The organism is Acinetobacter sp. ANC 4648, from assembly GCF_002135345.1.
GTDB lineage: Bacteria > Pseudomonadota > Gammaproteobacteria > Pseudomonadales > Moraxellaceae > Acinetobacter.
The window spans coordinates 204,503-222,769 of the sequence record NZ_NEGI01000003.1 but is presented as its reverse complement, the minus strand read 5'-3'; the positions used below and the strand labels follow the sequence as shown (position 1 = coordinate 222,769).

Genomic DNA, 18,267 nt, shown 5'->3' with positions numbered 1-18,267 from the left:
TTTGGAATAGTTATGGCTGAAGATGAACAGCAAATGCAACCATTACCTGAACAGCAAGAAAAAAAACGCCATACTCTACGGAATGTGTTATTGAGTCTTGTAGTTATTATTGGGGTATTAATTGCAGCTTTAGCCATCATGTTTTCTACAGATAAGGGCAGTAGATTTTTACTGGATCGAGTGCTGTCTCATCAGAAAATGATCCAGTATCAGTATGAAAGTGGTAATTTACTGCAAGGTATAATTCTAAAAAATATTTTGGTTAGCTTGAAACCTGTGGATATCAAAATTGACCGTGCTGATGTTTCATTAGGCTGGCGCGCAATTTTAGATAAAGAAATTCATTTAAGTCATGCTGATATTAATAACTTACGCATTATTACGAAACTTCCATCAAGTCATGAACCGTTTAAATTTAGCGAGATTAAACTGCCTTTTGTTTTGCGCATAGATCATGCCACGCTAGATCATTTAGCGATTCAAGTCGATACGACGACTGTAGATTTTCACGACATTGAATTGAATCAGGCATTATGGTCAGGGACTTCATTGACCTTTGAAAACACTAAAATGGATATGGGCTACCTTGCGGTAAAAGGTGCAACTGGTAGTATTCAGTTTGAAGGGAAATATCCAATTGATGCGAAAGGAATTGTGTCTTTACCATCCTTACAAAGTCTTAATATTCAAGAAATTTATATCCGTGCTCGCGGGACATTAGACACCATTCGGGTGGGTGTTGCGACGAAGACACCAGACTTGCTTACAGGTTGGGCAGTTGTGCATCCGATGCGACCGCAGGTTCCCATGAATGGTGCACTGATCTTTAAAAATTACCATTGGCCACTGCTATTGGATCAAAAATTATTGTCTAAACAGGGAGTGGCAAAGTTTGCTGGTAATGTACAAGGGCTAGATTTAGAAGTTAACACTGATATTAGTGGTCAAAATATTCCTGAGGGTAAATATACTGCGAAGGCACATACCGACTTAATTCATCAATTGAATATTAATCAGTTAAATGGTCAGTTAATGGGGGGAGCTGTCGATATTGCGGGTTTAGTCAGTTGGCAAGAGCATATTCATTGGGATTTAAATGGACGTTTAGATCGAATTAGTCCAAAAGATAAAATTATTCCACAAGTAGTACGTGATTTTTTACCACCGAGTTTAGATGCTAAAATTGCATCGACAGGTGTCTTGAAAAAAGACTTGCAAGTGATAGCAAATGTGGCCTTCGATAAATTTGAAACATGGAATCTCAAACTTAATCAAGCTGAGCAAAAAACTAAAAAACCAGAGCCATTGCTCTTAGATGTTGACTGGAAAAATATTGATCGTGCAGTCCCCTATATTGGTTGGCTCAGTAGTGATTCAGGCAAGGTTAAACTTGCACTGCTTGAAGGTCAGCAAAATATACAAGTCACAACAAGCATAGCTAAACATGATCAAGCGATGCTTCCTGCAGGGCAATATAATGCGCAACTGAATTTAAAAGATAATAATGTAAATATACCGACATTGAGTTATTTGGCGGAAAAAGGCAGTTTGACTGGGAGTGCACAGTTGCAATTACCCGATGCAAAACGTCAGCTTAAATGGAAGGCTTTATTAACTGCAAAAGATTTTAACCCTCAAACTGTTGTTGCAACTGCCCCGATCAATTTATTGAGTGGACAAATTAATGCTAATGGTTTTGCACGGACCAATGAACACATTATTCAATTGGCTTCGATTGATTTAACGGGGCGTATTGCGAATCAAGTCAATCCAGAAACAGTAAAATTAACGGGTAAAAGTACGGTTGCTGTATTTTTTAAAGATGAAAAATCTGGCGGAGGTTTTAAGAGTTTTGGTGTTCAATATGATGGTGCATTAAATGCAACACAGATGCAGCAAGGCAACGGTTTATTAAAATTTAAAGTGGCGGGTACACCAGAACTGATTAAGATTTATGAGTTAAAGCATAATGGTGTGGCTGGTCAAGTTTTGGCCAGTGGTTCTGTTTATTTAAATCAAGCTATTATTTGGGACATTAATGCATCTTTAGTGCATTTTAAACCATATTATTTTGTGTCTTCTATTCGTGGTGAGCTTTCAGGTAATCTGAAAACCCAAGGGACTTGGAGTGAAAAACTCAAACGGATTAATATCCAACGGCTCAATTTAGCTGGAATGATTAATAATAAACCACTACGTGGGCGTGGTAATTTAGCCGTTGTTTTAAATGCCGATCAAAAAGGTTTATTACCACAACAGTTTGAGGCGAATAATCTATTTTTGTCTTATGCCAATAACCAATTGCAAGCGACAGGTAATGCACAAAATCTTAAATTAAATTTGAATGCACCTGCACTTTATGAACTTTATCCAGGATTACGTGGTAAAGCTTATGGCTACTTAAATCTACAAGCACAGCCTCGCTTAAGTGCGACAGCCAATTTAATGCTAGATGATTTTGGTTTTAATGATGCGTTTAGCATCAAAAAAATTAGCCTTAAAGGCGAGTTACCAACATCAGAAACGATACCCGCCAAAATGGTGGCACAGTTAGAAACCTTACGTAGTGGCGGGCGTGAAATTCAACATGCGGCAGCAACACTCTCCGGTACACGTAAAGCACATTTATTACAGTTGCAAGGTTGGAATTATTATTCAAAATTTTATGTGCAATTGGTGGGTGGATTTAATGGCCAAAGTGATTGGTTAGGGCAAATTCAAAAAGGTGAATTTGATTCTATTCGAATGCATTTATTACAAGATCAAAATGCACCTGTCATTTTTACTGCAGCAAAGTCTGAATTATATGTGGGGCAGCATTGTTGGTCTAGTCAACAAAGTCAACTCTGTTTTGATCAGCCTATTCGTGTCAACAGTAGTAGAGGTAATGTTTCATTCTTAACGAAAAACTTAGATTTAAATGACTTTTCAGCCTTTATGCCAGAAGGCTTGGCGATGACAGGTAAATTAAATGGCTACGCTAAGGCATCTTGGGCACAAGGCACACAACCTAAATTAGATGCACGACTGGTTACCCGTAATGGTGAAATTGGTTTGGCCGCGGCCGTTCCAGAAGATCTTGCATCTACGATGCACTATGATGAAGCCAGTATTATTGTGAAAAGCGTAAAAGATGGATTGCTGTTACGCACAGATTTAAAAGCGCCCAATATTGGGACAGGCTATGCAAATGTGTTTATTAATCCATATGTTGCAAGTAAACCCATGCGTGGTGAGGTTGCTTTTAATGAGGTGCAGCTCAAAATTTTAAAGCCATTTATTGCTGATGTCCGAAAAATGAATGGTTCGTTAGCTCTCGCAGGTAAAATCAGTGGCACTCTAACACAGCCCTTATTTAATGGTGAAATGCGCTTGAAAAATGGTGCGATCAGCATGATTTCATTGCCTGTAGACTTAACCAATATCCAAATTTACTCATCTATTCAGCAAAATCATGCCACGCTAAATGGTGCATTTAATAGCGGGCAAGGTGTGGGTGTCTTAAAGGGTAATATTGATTGGAAAGATGATCCAAGAATCCAATTGAATTTAACGGGTGATAAGTTATTAGTGCGTCAAGTACCTTTACTTACGGCTCTTGTTAATACCGATGTTGCTGTTGATATTTTGCCTGTGAATAAAAAAATTATTGTAAAAGGTAAGGTGGTCGTACCTCGAGCACTGATATCAATGCCAGAAGCAAGTGCTTCTGTCATCAATGTTTCTCCAGATGTACGTGTTGTGCATGAAGGTGATGATCAACTGGCTATTCTTAAAGCAGCGAAACCGTGGGATATTCGTGCGGATGTTGATGTCAGCCTCGGTAATCAGGTGGTGTTCCAAGGATTCAATAGTCGTATTCCACTGGTGGGTCGTGTCTATTTGTCACAACGTGGCTTAGAAACGGCTATGCGTGCTAATGGTGCGATTGGGGTAAGTCAAAAAGTGACCATTGAAGCATATGGTCAGACCTTGGATTTAAATCGTGCGATTGCACGCTTTAATGGACCATTAGCCAATCCAACGTTAGATGTGGATGTGAATAAGAGTATTTCGGGAAGTATTGTTGGGGTTCGTGTATTAGGAACGGCAACAAGTCCAAATATTCAAGTGTATAATGATGCAGGGTTGTCTGAACAAGAAGCCATGAATGCGTTACTGACGGGACGTATTAATGAAGGTTCTAGTGGCTTAAATAATACTGAAGGGTTCAAGTCTGACGTGAATAACACCATTGCTGCTGCGGGAATTAGTCTGGGCTTAGGTGGAACACGTGCATTTACGAATCAAATTGGTCGGAACTTTGGTTTAAGTGGTTTAGCATTAGATGCTCAAGGAACTGGTGATGATACTCAAGTGAGCTTAACAGGCTACATCACACCAGACTTATATATTCGTTATGGGGTCGGAGTCTTTACCCCAGTCAATAAACTGACGCTACGTTATCAAATGAATAAGCGTTTATATTTGGAAGCCAGTCAGTCTTTGGAAAAAGCGATTGACGTCTTTTATCATTGGCGATTCTAAGGATAAAAGGCTAAATAGTTCCAAAAGTGCATCGTTTGATGCGCTTTTCTGTTTCGATCTAATTGTTAAATATGATTGAGTGTACTGTTTAGTCCTATTTGAGAATAGTTAGGTTATTTCTATGCTCTAAAGTTAGATTTGTATTTGATCTGTCATTAAATTGAAACTGGTTATGAGGTGGAGAGTGAAAAAAATAGTACTTTAGGATATATATTTTAAATTAAAAATAAATAAGAAAGGCTCCCATTTAGGCAAAGTTTTAGTATGATATGGGCTATGAGGAGAGGCGTAATGAAAAAGTTAGTGATCTTTGGTGCAATTAGCACCGTTTTAGTTATGGCAGGTTGTTCAGAAAAAAAACCTGCAACTCCTGAAGAAATTTGGAAAGGTTATTGTACCAGTATCGGAAATGCGGCACGTTCGATTACATTAGATCGTCAAAATGGTATTACGCAAAAAGAAGCGATAGAGAATGCCAATAAGTTGACTGATCCAACCACTAAAGCGTTTATCACAGCACAAATTGAAAAAATTTATGCCTTTCCGCAAGAGCAACTCAAAGCGGATAAAGATGCAGTTCAAGCTCAATTTAAACAAGAAGCTTTTGAGACGTGTTTAAATACACCGCATGATCCAACAAAAATGCCCGATTACAAACCGTTCTAAGGAACGGTTTTTTTATCCCAAAAATTTAAGGGGGTAATATTTTATGAAACAAAAAATGATTAGCATAAAATTAGAAAAGCTTATATAAAATATTAATATAGAAAATAAAAATGAAAAGGAGCCGAAAATGAATGTAGTCGCATATTTACATAATGCTGATTTGCTCTTAGAAGATGAGCAAGGTGTTGCTGTGATTGGTGGGAGTCATTATGTGTTGAGTTTAGGTGACAAAGTCGTCATTCAAAAAATGATTGATGAACAGACTCAGCTATATCAAGTACAAATATCATTTGCCTGTGCAGAACATGCTATGCTGCATGTAGATGAAATTCAAATGAAATTTGAAGGCTGCCGTGAGCAGTTTAAACAATATCAACTGCATACGGCAGTCCACTAAGGTGGAATGTACATAAGATCAGATCAGGGGCAACATCAGTTGCCTTTTTTATGGTAATCAACGAGTCAAAAGTAATGCAATTGGACTGGTCTACATTTAAATAGTGATTAAAGGTTATATTTTGAGTTGATAGTGGCTATATCTTCCTACTATTTATTTATAAAATAACGGCCATCACGAATAAACACGCTACTTGCATTAACTTTTGCCCCGATTTTTAGTAAAATTTGATAGTCCATATTACTTGTAAAGCTTTTTACGAGCTGGAATTTACAAGTGATTTTTTAAAAAAGAGGAATAACACTGTGCTAGAAGCTTACCGCCAACACGTTGCTGAACGTGCCGCACTCGGAATCCCACCGAAGCCACTTGATGATATTCAAACTGCTGACTTGGTTGAATTATTAAAAAATCCACCGGCTGGTGAGGAAGCATTCCTAGTTGACTTGCTTGAAAATCGTGTTCCTGCTGGCGTTGACCAAGCTGCTTATGTTAAAGCTGCATTCCTTGCTGCTGTTACAAAAGGTGAAGCGACTTCACCATTAATCTCAAAAGAACGTGCGGTTTACTTACTTGGTACAATGCTTGGTGGTTATAACGTTGCACCTTTAGTAAGCTTACTTGATGATGCTGCACTTTCTGGTTTAGCAGCAGAGGCATTGAAAAAAACATTACTTGTATTTGATGCATTCCATGACGTTGCTGATAAAGCAAAAGCGGGCAATGCCAATGCACAAGCAGTAATGCAATCTTGGGCTGATGCTGAATGGTTCACTAGCCGTAAAGATGTTCCGACTGAAATCAAACTTACAGTTTTCAAAGTCACTGGCGAAACCAATACAGACGATTTGTCACCTGCGCAAGATGCATGGAGCCGTCCAGACATTCCATTACATGCCAATGCGATGTTGAAAAACGTACGTGATGGTATTAACCCAGAAGTTCCTGGTGAAGTTGGTCCACTCAAGCAAATTAAAGAACTGATTGCGAAAGGCAACCAAGTTGCTTACGTAGGTGACGTTGTTGGTACTGGTTCAAGCCGTAAATCTGCAACGAACTCTGTGCTTTGGTTCTTTGGTGATGACATTGCTCACATCCCGAACAAAAAAGACGGTGGTTACTGCTTAGGTTCTAAAATCGCGCCGATTTTCTTCAATACTATGGAAGATGCTGGTGCATTACCTGTAGAAATTGATGTTGCAAACATGAACATGGGCGACGAAATCGTTCTTAAAATTGATCATGCTGCTGCAAAAGTAACGGCATTGAAAGATGGTGCTGTGATCGCTGAATCTGAATTGAAAACGCCTGTACTTCTTGACGAAGTTCGTGCGGGTGGTCGTATCAACTTAATCGTTGGTCGTGGTTTGACCACTAAAGCGCGTGAAGCTTTAGGTCTTCCAGTTTCTACATTGTTCCGTGTTCCTGTTCAGCCTGCTGCAACAGGCAAAGGTTTTACTCAAGCACAGAAAATGGTTGGTCGCGCTTGTGGTCTTCCTGAAGGTCAAGGTGTACTTCCAGGAACTTACTGTGAACCTAAGATGACGACTGTGGGCTCGCAAGATACAACTGGTCCAATGACGCGTGACGAATTGAAAGACTTGGCTTGCTTAGGTTTCTCTGCTGATCTTGTGATGCAATCTTTCTGTCATACAGCTGCATATCCAAAACCAGTTGACGTTCAAATGCAACATTCGCTTCCTGATTTCATCATGAACCGTGGTGGTGTGTCTTTACGCCCAGGTGACGGTATTATTCACTCTTGGTTAAACCGTATGCTTCTTCCTGATACTGTTGGTACTGGTGGTGACTCACATACTCGTTTCCCAATTGGTATTTCTTTCCCTGCGGGTTCTGGTCTTGTAGCATTTGCTGCTGCCACTGGCGTTATGCCACTTGATATGCCTGAATCAATCCTTGTTAAGTTTAAAGGTAAAATGCAACCTGGTATCACACTACGTGACCTTGTACATGCTATTCCTTACTACGCGATTCAAGCAGGTGATTTAACTGTAGAGAAGAAAGGTAAGAAAAACATTTTCTCTGGTCGTATCCTTGAGATTGACCTTACAGAAATGGAAACTGACCTAACTGTAGAGCAAGCATTCGAACTTTCTGATGCTTCTGCTGAGCGTTCAGCTGCAGGTTGTTCGATTACACTTTCTGAAGAGAAAGTTGCTGAATACCTGAAATCAAACATTACTATGTTGAAATGGATGATTTCTGAAGGTTATGGCGATGCTCGTACTATGGCGCGCCGTGTAGAAAACATGGAAAAATGGTTAGCAAATCCATCACTTCTTAAAGCTGATGCTGATGCTGAATACACGAAAGTGTATGAAATTGATCTTGCTGACATTAAAGAACCTGTTCTTTGCTGCCCGAACGATCCAGATGACGCGAAACTTCTTTCTGATGTTCAAGGCGTGAAAATTGATGAAGTATTTGTTGGTTCATGTATGACAAACATTGGTCACTTCCGCGCAACTGGTAAGTTGTTAGAGAAAGTTCCTGGTGGCGTATTGTCAACTCGTTTGTGGATTGCTCCGCCTACGCGTATGGACGAACGTCAATTGATGGAAGAAGGCTTCTATAACATTTATGGTAAAGCTGGCGCGCGTACTGAAATGCCAGGTTGTTCATTGTGTATGGGTAACCAAGCACGTGTAGCGCCGAACACAACTTGTGTTTCGACTTCTACACGTAACTTCCCGAACCGTTTAGGTCAAGGTGCTAACGTTTACTTAGCTTCTGCTGAACTTGCATCTGTTGCTGCTGTACTTGGTAAATTACCAAGCCCAGAAGAATACCAACAATATGCAGCTCAAATTGACAGCATGTCTTCTGATATCTATCAATACTTAAGCTTCGACAAAATGGGCGACTATACTGACGCTGCTAAAGATGTTGATACGAAGAAAATTGTTGCTGCTCAGTTGACTTAATGTCTAATTGATTAAAAAGTAGTTTAAGATAAGGGCTGATAATTCAGCCCTTATCTTATTGTTGTTTTCAAAAATTAATAAAATTATAATGAAAACAATAACCTAATTTGACAACCTAAATAATGGCAAAACCAAAAGTATTTATAAGTTCGACTTATTATGATCTTCGGAATATTCGTACAGATTTGGAACGCTATATAAAAGAAAGAAACTTTGAACCTATTTTAAATGAAAGAGGTCACATCGCATATTCGAGTCAAGTGCGTTTAGAAGAATATTGCTATAGAGAAATTGACAACTGTGACATATTGATTTCAATTATTGGCGGCCGATTTGGTTCACAAGCTCATGAGAGTGGAGGATATTCTATTTCTCAAAAAGAATTACAAACGGCATTAGATAAAGGAAAGCAAGTATATATATTTATTGATAAGGCGGTTCTTCATGAGTATAAAACATATGAACATAATAAAGATAATGAAGAAGTTATCAAAATAATGAAATTTTCTGCAGTCAATGATATTAAAATTTAAAAGTTTTTAGATGAAGTTTTTACTTTACCTATTAATAATCAATATACTGGTTTTGAAACTTCAAATGAAATTATTCAATATTTACAAGAGCAATGGGCAAGTTTATTTCAGAGTTTATTAAGTGATGTCGCAAAGCAAAAAGATATTAAGTTGATAGAAGAATTAAAAGATACAGCTAAAACATTAAAACAATTAGTTACTTACCTGACAAATGAAAAGGAAAAAGGAAGTGAAGCAATAAGGGAGATTTTATTAGCTAACCATCCTGCTTTTAATGCTATCAAAAATGCAATAAACACAAATATTAGAATTTATTTTGCAAATGAAGAAGAGCTAAGTTCGCTTTTATCAGCGTTTGGTTATCATTATGATTTATTTATTAGTAATGATAATTATCATTTTTGGGAACATAATGATGGTAAAAAAATTAGAATCTCAAAGAACTTATTTACTGATGATAAGAAATTAAAAATTATCGATATTAATGAATGGGATAATGATTTTGTGAGGAAGGTTCCAAAACCTCCTCCAATTGAATTGGATGATGATTTACCGTTTTGAATCATATATCTAAGTAGTTTGTTAAATTGTTTAGGCACAATCTTCTAGTAATAGAATTTACAGTTGAAGTGTCTAAACAACTCCACGTTCTTAAATAGCACTCAAATAGAAGACCAAGGTGAAATCTGACTTATATGGAAAATATAAAAAAATAAATTTTTCATCAAGAAAAATGGAGTAATCATATTGAGTGGATTAAAAATAAAATGAAAATCGGCATTTTTTGGCACTTCCAAAACCAAATCATTGGTATTGCACATGACTTTGACTTATCAGATCAAGACTCACTTGGTTTGATTGATAGTGCTTATATTCATGTCAAATATTGGGAGGAGTTTAGAAATCAAATAGCAGAGTTGCGACATATAGAATATGAGGAAATTCCACGAGGTCGTGTCATTTATAATAGCCTAAGCAATAAAACCATTGTCTATATGGATGCTAAACTTTTTAAAAAGCGAATAGCTAAACAAATTGCAGTATTTTTTGAGCTTAATTTTGATGATGTGATTTGGCAAAAAGATCCACATTATAAAACCTAATATTTACAGATGAATCAATCCATCGTTTAATTACGCTATATTTTAGTGATTTAAAAAGTTGATTTAAGTAAATGGCAAAACAGGCACGATTTTTATGTATTGGTGGATTCTTAAATGGATCAGCCGTGAAAGACCAAGGCGAGAGCTTTGTTTGTATCGAAAAGTCTAAAAATGTGACTTATCGTAAACTTGAAATTTTCCATCCCGACTCTTGGAGTGACTATTACTATGTCTGTGAAGACACCACGGACAAACAAGCCAAAAACTGGGTGTATGACATCGAATAGAATTGATTGTTTATTCATTATATTTTAATGAAGAGTTCAATTTTTAAACTTCTGACACTATGTAAAGATGCCGATATTTTTTGGTAATACACAAATATCGGCATCTTTCATGTTTTTAATCATTCATACCGAGTTTTTGGATTAATTCCCTACATTACATATATGTATTTTTAAATGATAGTATTTGTACAAATGCCCCCTAGATCGGCTAAGAATAGCAATAACATCTTGTCCATAACTTACGATTTTGTTTAAAATTAAGTAAGTAAGCATCAGTGGATATCTCATGAATTATCAATTAGATGCCTTTTTGACAATAGTTGTAGCAGTTTTTGTGCTATTGGTGGGGTATGTCGTCGTCAATAAGGTGAGTATTTTAAAAAAATACAATATCCCAGAACCTGTCGCAGGCGGGTTAGTCGCGGCGGTGATCACATATTTCTTGTTTAAGAGTTTTAATATTACGGTCAATTTTAACACCAATATTCAGCAAATTTTTATGCTGATGTTTTTTACCTCCGTTGGTCTAAGTGCAAGCTTGGTCAAGCTTAAAGAAGGTGGAAAAGCACTCGTGTTATTTCTGGCATGCGTCATCGTCTTTGTATTATTGCAAAATGCAGTGGGTATTAGTCTTGCCAAATTTTTGGGATTAGATCCTTTAATTGGATTAATTACTGGCTCCATAACCTTAACTGGCGGGCATGGTACTGCGGGTGCATGGGGTACAGTCTTTGAGCAGGATCATGGCATAAAAGGTGCAGTGGTCTTGGGTATGGCCAGTGCTACATTTGGTTTGGTGATTGGCGGTATGATGGGTGGGCCTGTCGCAAAATTTCTCATTCGTCGTTTTAAATTGGCTGAAGAAGTTTTACCATCGATAGGTCGCAATGAAGCACCACCAGCAGCAGAAACTGCACCATTTGAGTATCCTAAAAAAACCCGTTTAATTACCGCAGATGATGCTGTAAAGACTATGGGAATGTTTGCGATCTGCATTAGTTTTGCCTATTTCATGACGGCAATTGCTAAAGGACAGTGGTTTGAATTACCGACATTTGTTTGGGCACTCATGTGTGGGGTTATTCTTCGTAATATCTTAGAACATGGTTTGAAGATAGAAGTATTTGACCGCTGTATTGATGTCTTTGGTAATGCATCCTTGGCATTATTTCTTGCGATGGCATTGATGTCACTGCAATTGTGGTTGTTGGCGGATTTAGCTGGACCACTGATCATTATTTTAATCGCTCAGACTATTTTCTTGGGGCTATATCTGTATTTTGTGACGTTTCGCATTATGGGAAAAAATTACGATGCAGCTGTACTCTGTGCAGGACAATGCGGTGTGAATTTAGGGGCAACCCCAACGGCAATTGCCAATATTCAAGCGGTGACCAATACTTATGGGTCATCACATAAAGCCTTTTTAATTATTCCACTGACTGGTGCATTCTTCGTCGATATTGTGAATGCTTTTGTGATTCAAGTTTCAATTGGCATCTTGAGTTAATGGATTGAGTCGCAATTTTAAAAGAATTAAAAAAAGCACCTAGCGGTGCTTTTTTGGGCTGTTTGACTATAGATTAGTCAAAATTAAAATCTATGGGCATTAAAAAGCCCCATGGTTAGGGGCTAGTCGTATATAAGTCAAGCTCATATACTGTAAGAGGCTCATCTCAAACTGAATGTATTAAAACACAAATACAGATCATTTTCAGCAAAAAAAATTAAATCACTCAATCAACATCAAATCTGCAGCGTTGGCTAACTTCAAAGGACGCAAAGCAAAAATAGAATGCGTATGTCGAACGGCTTTCATCGAATATAAATTCTTACGTAGAAAACGCTCATAATGCTCAGAGTTTTTTACGGCAACTTTCACTAAATAATCATAATCACCTGTGACCAAATGCGCTTCAATCACTTCAGGCATATTGGCTAAGGCATCACTGAACTCATTCAAAATTTCATCATCATGACGTTCTAAAGTAATCTCAATAAAAAACAGTTCATTAATCCCAATCGCTTTCGGATTAATATTAGCGGTATAACCTTCAATGACTTTTAAAGACTCTAAGCGTTTAACTCGTGTCCAGCAGGGAGACGAAGAGAGTCCAACCATGTCTGCCAATTGGGCAACGGTTAAACGACCATCTTGTCTGAGTGCTGATAAAATTTTCCGATCAATCTTGTCTAGTGTGTATTGACTATCATTCATAAGCGATACCACAGTAAATATTTTCGTAAAGTATAGAAATAGTGAAATTTAATTCCGAAAAGCATCCAAATTGGATTCATATACGGGAAACATTCCGCACTCATATCTTATAAAATAATCTTATTCAATCAAAGACATTTGGGAGAGTGGCTTTGATTCTATGGATCGCATCTTTAACGGAAGGGTGCCATTAAAGATGCGATCTGTAACCTTATTTATTATAAAAAAGTATCATACTGTAGTTCAGTTTTTCTTTATTTTCAGCCAATATGCCAAGCTCAAACATGCAATCCACACCGGAATTAGAATTACTGCAATGCGCATATCTGGTGTCATCCACATAATCACTAAAATACACAGCATGAAAATCACACAAATATAATTGGTGAGTGGATAAGCAATACTCGGGAAAATACTGGTTTTTTTAAGCTGAAGCATACTTTGCTTAAACTTAATATGTGTTAATGAAAGTACCATCCAATTAATTACGATGGCTGAAACAACCAGACTCATTAGTAATTTAAAGGCTTTTTCAGGAAACATGTAATTTAAAATGACGCAAATTAGCGTGACAATAGCAGAGGTTAAAATTGCAGTGTAGGGAATACCACGTTGATTAATCTTGCTTAGAAATTTTGGTGCATTTCCTTGTTCAGATAAACCCAACAACATTCGACTGGTGCCATAACTGGTGCCGTTATAAACTGAAATAGCAGCTGTTAATACTACAAAATTAAGAATAGTTGCGACAGATTGGCTGCCTAAAGAATCAAAAATTAAAACAAAAGGACTACCACCTTCTGCAATTTGGTTCCAAGGATACAGTGAAAGTAGAATAAAAATGGTACAGATATAAAATAATAAAACGCGATATACGATTTGATTGACTGCTTTAGGAATGGTTGTGGTTGGATCTTTGGCTTCTGCTGCCGTAATGCCTACCAATTCAATACCACCGAAAGAGAACATAATAATCGCCATGGCCATGACTAAACCAGAAATGCCATTCGGAAAAAAGCCACCTAAAGCCCATAGATTAGAAACAGAGGCAGTTTCACCTGCATGACCACTTGCCAATAAATATGCACCAAAGCCAATCATGCCAATAATGGCTAAAATTTTGATAATAGAAAATAAAAACTCCATTTCACCAAAAACTTTGACGTGCATTAAATTAATTATATTAATTAAAATAAAAAAGCCCAATGCAGAGACCCAAGTTGGAATTTCAGGCCACCAATATTGCACGTATAAGCCAATAGCACTCAGTTCCGCCATACAGACTAAAACATTCAACACCCAGTAATTCCAACCCGACATAAAGCCCGCAAATGGACTCCAATATTTATAGGCAAAAAAACTGAATGAGCCACTAACGGGTTCTTCTACCACCATTTCACCGAGTTGTCGCATCATAAAAAATGCGATTAAACCTGCAATGGCATATCCTAAAATAACGGCTGGGCCTGCAAGTTGAATGGTTTGCGAAATTCCGAGGAAAAGACCTGTACCAATTGAACCACCAAGGGCAATCAATTGAATGTGACGATTACTCAAACCATGCTTGAGTTGGCTTTGCTTTTGCGAAGACATAAATGATCCATTTATGTGGTGTAGGCGGAGTGGAAAACAGCAGGGCTGAAAATAGCTGACTAATATAATAAATATTTATCAATTAATGAAATTTAATTTATGTATATTCAGTGTCCAAGCCATCTTTATAATTAAATATTGCGCCTAGTGGAGAAATTTTTAACTTAAATTGTGATTTAGAGGAATGACGTATTACCATAGCTCTTTAGAAAAAAGTAAAAGCATGGCACATGAGATTGACAGTTTGGTACACCCTCAGAAAATTTGTATATAACAATTTACATAATGAGGCATATGAAACGATTTTAAGTCGAAGTATTAATTATTTTTTGATTCTACTCATCATTGGTAATGTGATTGCTGTACTTTTAGAATCAGTGAATCCGATTTATCAAGCATATAAAATTTATTTTGATAGTTTTGAGAATTTATCCATTCTAATTTTTAGTGTGGAATATATTTTGAGATTTTGGTGTATTGTTGAAAAAAATCCATTTGAATCTGCATGGAAACAACGTTGGCAGTATGTAACCAGCGGTGCTGCGATTATTGATTTGTTGGCGATTTTACCAGCTTATATCAACTTCTTTGTACATATTGATTTACGGTTCCTACGAATTTTACGTTTACTCCGATTGTTAAAGTTAACGCGTTATTTTGTCTCATTGCAAATTTTACTCCGTGTCATAGAACGTGAAAAAGGTTCATTTCAAGCGGTTATTTTTATCTTGATTATTATGATTGTGATGGCTGCAGCAGGCGTATATATGGTTGAAAGCAGTGCTCAACCAAATGTGTTCAGCTCTATTCCTGCATCCATGTGGTGGGCTGTGGTGACCTTAACCACTGTTGGTTATGGGGATGTCACACCAATAACACCGTTAGGAAAATTTTTAGGTGCGTTGATTACTATTCTTGGAGTCGGTTTAGCCGCATTACCAGCAGGTATTTTGGCCAATGGTTTAGCTAATGAGTTGGAGTTACGCAAGCAAAAACTAGAATTAAAATTTAGAGAGTTATTGCAAGACAGTGAAATTGATGTGGTTGCCGATGAAGATAAGATTGAAGTGCTACGTAAGGAAGTAGGATTAACACCTGAGCAAACGCAGGATATTCTGTTGCAGTTAATTCGTGAACAAAAGCAGCAAGAAATGGAAAGAGAAAAAACTCAATATTGTTTCTGCCCACATTGTGGACATCAGCTACCAGAATAAGAGTTACTAGATTAAAATAAGGTCAAGATTTATAAAAATCTTTTGATCTTATTTAGAGTTCCAGTTAATGGTGAATTTATTCACTTCTCTAGCCTGAATGATGAGTACAAGCAGTGACTGGTATGCGTAATTGGCTAATAAATTCGATTAAAAGTTCTAGACTGTACAATAGTAAATTGATTCTCAATTATCAGGTAAAAAAATAATTACAGTTAAATTAAAGGCGGTTGATTTATTTTACATTTTTATAGCTGAGTTTATAGGCTGTTTTAGGTTTAAATCATTAAATAATGATAATTGAATACTTTATACGAGGCTAAAATGAGCTTTCAAATAGATGCCTTTGGCACATTGGTTATTGCGGTCATCGTTTTATTTATTGGGCGTTTTCTGGTTCAGAAGATCGCCTTTTTAAAAAATTATAATATTCCTGAGCCCGTTGTGGGGGGGCTGATTGCAGCGCTATTGGCATTGTTTTTGTATAAGTTTTTTGGCATTAGTGCCACCTTTAGTGCAGAAATACAAAATACATTTATGTTGATGTTCTTTACTTCAATTGGACTTAGTGCAAGTTTTGTTAAACTAAAAGAAGGTGGCTCAGCACTTTTTATTTTCTTGCTGTGCGTTGCCGGATTTGTACTGGTTCAGAATGCAGTGGGTATTAGTTTAGCTAAATTATTAGGGTTAGATCCTTTAGTGGGCTTAATTGTAGGATCAATTACTTTAACAGGTGGACATGGTACTGCAGGTGCATGGGGTGAGGTTTTAGAAACCCAGTATGGTATCCATGGTGCTGTTGTTCTAGGAATGGCAAGTGCGACATTTGGCTTAATCATTGGTGGGGTGATTGGTGGGCCTGTCGCGAAGTTTCTTATTAAAAAGTATCAACTGGCTGGAAAAAGCATAGACAATCAGGAAGAGGAAACCCAAGCACATGCCAATGCTGCTGCTTTTGAATATCCAGACAGAACACGTTTAATTACGGCAAATAATGCAATAACCACATTGGGGATGTTTTCACTGTGTATTTACGTTGCAAATTGGATGGCTAAAATTAGCAATGGACAATGGTTTGAATTGCCAACATTTGTGTGGGCATTGGGTAGTGGTGTAATTCTAAGAAATATTCTAGAACATGGTTTTAAAGTAGATATCTTTGATCGTGCTATCGATGTTTTTGGTAATGCATCCTTATCACTTTATTTGGCCATGGCTTTGCTATCGTTAAAATTATGGTTGTTGGCAGACTTGGCTGGCCCATTGGTAATTATTCTTCTGGTACAAACGCTAGTCTTGGCACTATATACGGCTTTTGTGACGTTCAATATTATGGGTAAAAACTATGATGCTGCCGTGTTAGCTGCGGGGCATTGTGGCTTTGGTATGGGGGCGACACCGACTGCGATTGCGAATATTCAGGCAGTCACCAATACTTATGGCCCATCACATAAAGCTTTTTTAATTATTCCTTTATGCGGTGCATTTTTTATTGATATTATTAATGCAGTTGTGATTCAGACTATTATTAAATTATTTTAATCAGCATGTTTCGCAGTTGAATAGTATCTTTAAATATAACCTGTAATTGAATAATACAAGAACCAATAAGATATAAAAAGGCCCTCAATGCTGGGGGCAGAGAACAATTTTTTCGTTGAAAGCAGAGTAAAACAAAAAAACATGAAAAAAATTAATGAATTTGATGATAAGATGAATTTTATTTATTTATGTCGTGTTTTGTTTAGATACCCCTTGAGCTATAGCATCAGTTAATCTGTATTTAGACCATGCGACATTTGCTTGGTTGTTTGCTTATGTTAGAAATTCGTCACTTAAAAACTTTAACAGCATTACGTGAGCATGGTTCATTGGTTGCCGCTGCGAATGATCTTTGTTTAACGCCGTCTGCGATTTCTCATCAACTCAAAGAGTTGGATCATTGGTATGGCGTAGAAGTAGTGAATCGTCGAAGTCGTCCCGTCTCTTTTTCAAATGTGGGACAGCGTTTATTAAAGCTAGCAGATGATGTTCTACCGCAAATTCAAATTACCCAAGCCGATATCACCCGTATTGTGCATGGACAAACAGGGCGTATTATTTTTTCATCGGAATGTCATAGTTGCTTTGACTGGCTCATGCCTTTATTAAATCAATATCGTCATCAATATCCAGATGTTGACTTAGATTTTGCTTCAGGATTTGAGTCTAATCCACATGAATTACTGCAAAATTCCGAGTTCGATTTATTGATTACGGCCGATCCGATTGCATTAAAAGGGATTGAATACTTCCCTATTTTTGAATATGAATCCCGTTTAGTGTTATCGAATACCCATCCCTTGGTACGCGCCGAACGTGTGACAGTACAAGAGTTAGCAGAAGAAACGTTAATTACTTATCCTGTAGATAAGCATCGCTTGGATATTATGTCTAAATTATTTATTCCAGCGAATATTTTACCGAAACAGATCCGAACCACAGATTTAACTCAAATGTTGATTCAGTTGGTTGCTAGTGGTCGTGGAATCGCCGCTTTACCAGATTGGGTGGTGAGTGAATATGAGCAAAAAGGCTGGGTCACTTCACGCCGTTTAGACTGCGTATCTGCTACAGGATTACGCCGAACTTTATATGCAGGCTATCGAGTTGATGAAAAGGAAAAAAGTTATTTTGAAGGCTTTTTAAAACAGTTAGAAAAGTTTTCTCAAAAGCGTACACATTACTATTCAAATTAAATACAATGCATTAAGTATAGTCACTATTTAAACCTTCATAGATATTGCA

At 37.2% G+C, this 18,267-nt stretch carries 14 protein-coding genes; 12 read left to right on the top strand and 2 right to left on the bottom strand.

Annotation, left to right across the window (positions count from 1 at the left end):
* The first annotated feature begins 12 nt into the window (after window positions 1–12).
* From B9T27_RS07135 to gltS (B9T27_RS07100), 9 genes are all read left to right on the top strand, one after another.
* Window positions 13–4,527, top strand: a complete 4,515-nt coding sequence (locus B9T27_RS07135) for a translocation/assembly module TamB domain-containing protein (RefSeq protein WP_086206155.1) — start codon at window positions 13–15, stop codon at window positions 4,525–4,527.
* 291 nt (window positions 4,528–4,818) lie between these two features.
* Window positions 4,819–5,193 (top strand): hypothetical protein, encoded by a 375-nt coding sequence (locus tag B9T27_RS07130; RefSeq protein WP_086206154.1) that lies wholly within the window; start codon window positions 4,819–4,821, stop codon window positions 5,191–5,193.
* Between the two features lie 127 nt (window positions 5,194–5,320).
* Window positions 5,321–5,590, top strand: coding sequence for a hypothetical protein (locus B9T27_RS07125; protein ID WP_086206153.1), 270 nt, complete (start codon window positions 5,321–5,323; stop codon window positions 5,588–5,590).
* 305 nt (window positions 5,591–5,895) lie between these two features.
* Window positions 5,896–8,535 carry a bifunctional aconitate hydratase 2/2-methylisocitrate dehydratase gene (locus B9T27_RS07120; protein ID WP_086206152.1) on the top strand — a complete coding sequence of 880 codons (2,640 nt, stop codon included), beginning with the start codon at window positions 5,896–5,898 and terminating at the stop codon, window positions 8,533–8,535.
* 122 nt (window positions 8,536–8,657) lie between these two features.
* A complete protein-coding gene (locus B9T27_RS15000) occupies window positions 8,658–9,068 on the top strand; it encodes a DUF4062 domain-containing protein (RefSeq protein ID WP_228146170.1) in 411 nt (136 codons plus the stop codon).
* Between the two features lie 150 nt (window positions 9,069–9,218).
* Complete coding sequence (locus tag B9T27_RS14995) at window positions 9,219–9,629, top strand: hypothetical protein (protein WP_228146163.1); 411 nt, start codon at window positions 9,219–9,221, stop codon at window positions 9,627–9,629.
* 206 nt (window positions 9,630–9,835) lie between these two features.
* Window positions 9,836–10,171 carry a hypothetical protein gene (locus B9T27_RS07110; protein WP_086206151.1) on the top strand — a complete coding sequence of 112 codons (336 nt, stop codon included), beginning with the start codon at window positions 9,836–9,838 and terminating at the stop codon, window positions 10,169–10,171.
* Window positions 10,172–10,242: 71 nt separating this feature from the next.
* Window positions 10,243–10,458, top strand: coding sequence for a hypothetical protein (locus B9T27_RS07105; protein ID WP_086206150.1), 216 nt, complete (start codon window positions 10,243–10,245; stop codon window positions 10,456–10,458).
* A gap of 286 nt (window positions 10,459–10,744) precedes the next feature.
* A complete protein-coding gene (gene gltS / locus B9T27_RS07100) occupies window positions 10,745–11,968 on the top strand; it encodes a sodium/glutamate symporter (protein WP_086206149.1) in 1,224 nt (407 codons plus the stop codon).
* Window positions 11,969–12,190: 222 nt separating this feature from the next.
* On the opposite strand, the gene B9T27_RS07095 is transcribed toward gltS (B9T27_RS07100), so the two are convergent.
* Both B9T27_RS07095 and B9T27_RS07090 read right to left on the bottom strand, forming a co-directional pair.
* Window positions 12,191–12,676: an Lrp/AsnC family transcriptional regulator gene (locus tag B9T27_RS07095; RefSeq protein WP_086206148.1), complete on the bottom strand. Its 486-nt coding sequence runs from the start codon at window positions 12,674–12,676 to the stop codon at window positions 12,191–12,193.
* Window positions 12,677–12,919: 243 nt separating this feature from the next.
* Window positions 12,920–14,269, bottom strand: a complete 1,350-nt coding sequence (locus tag B9T27_RS07090; RefSeq protein ID WP_086206147.1) for an amino acid permease — start codon at window positions 14,267–14,269, stop codon at window positions 12,920–12,922.
* Between the two features lie 230 nt (window positions 14,270–14,499).
* Between B9T27_RS07090 and B9T27_RS07085 the strand changes: the two genes are divergently transcribed.
* The 3 genes from B9T27_RS07085 to B9T27_RS07075 all read left to right on the top strand — a co-directional run bounded on the left by B9T27_RS07085 (window position 14,500) and on the right by B9T27_RS07075 (window position 18,218).
* A complete protein-coding gene (locus B9T27_RS07085; RefSeq protein ID WP_086206146.1) occupies window positions 14,500–15,483 on the top strand; it encodes an ion transporter in 984 nt (327 codons plus the stop codon).
* A gap of 321 nt (window positions 15,484–15,804) precedes the next feature.
* Window positions 15,805–17,022, top strand: coding sequence for a sodium/glutamate symporter (gene gltS / locus B9T27_RS07080; protein ID WP_086206145.1), 1,218 nt, complete (start codon window positions 15,805–15,807; stop codon window positions 17,020–17,022).
* 275 nt (window positions 17,023–17,297) lie between these two features.
* The gene (locus B9T27_RS07075) at window positions 17,298–18,218 is read left to right on the top strand and encodes a LysR family transcriptional regulator (protein WP_086206144.1); all 921 of its coding nucleotides are present in this window, start codon (window positions 17,298–17,300) and stop codon (window positions 18,216–18,218) included.
* Window positions 18,219–18,267 lie beyond the last annotated feature (49 nt).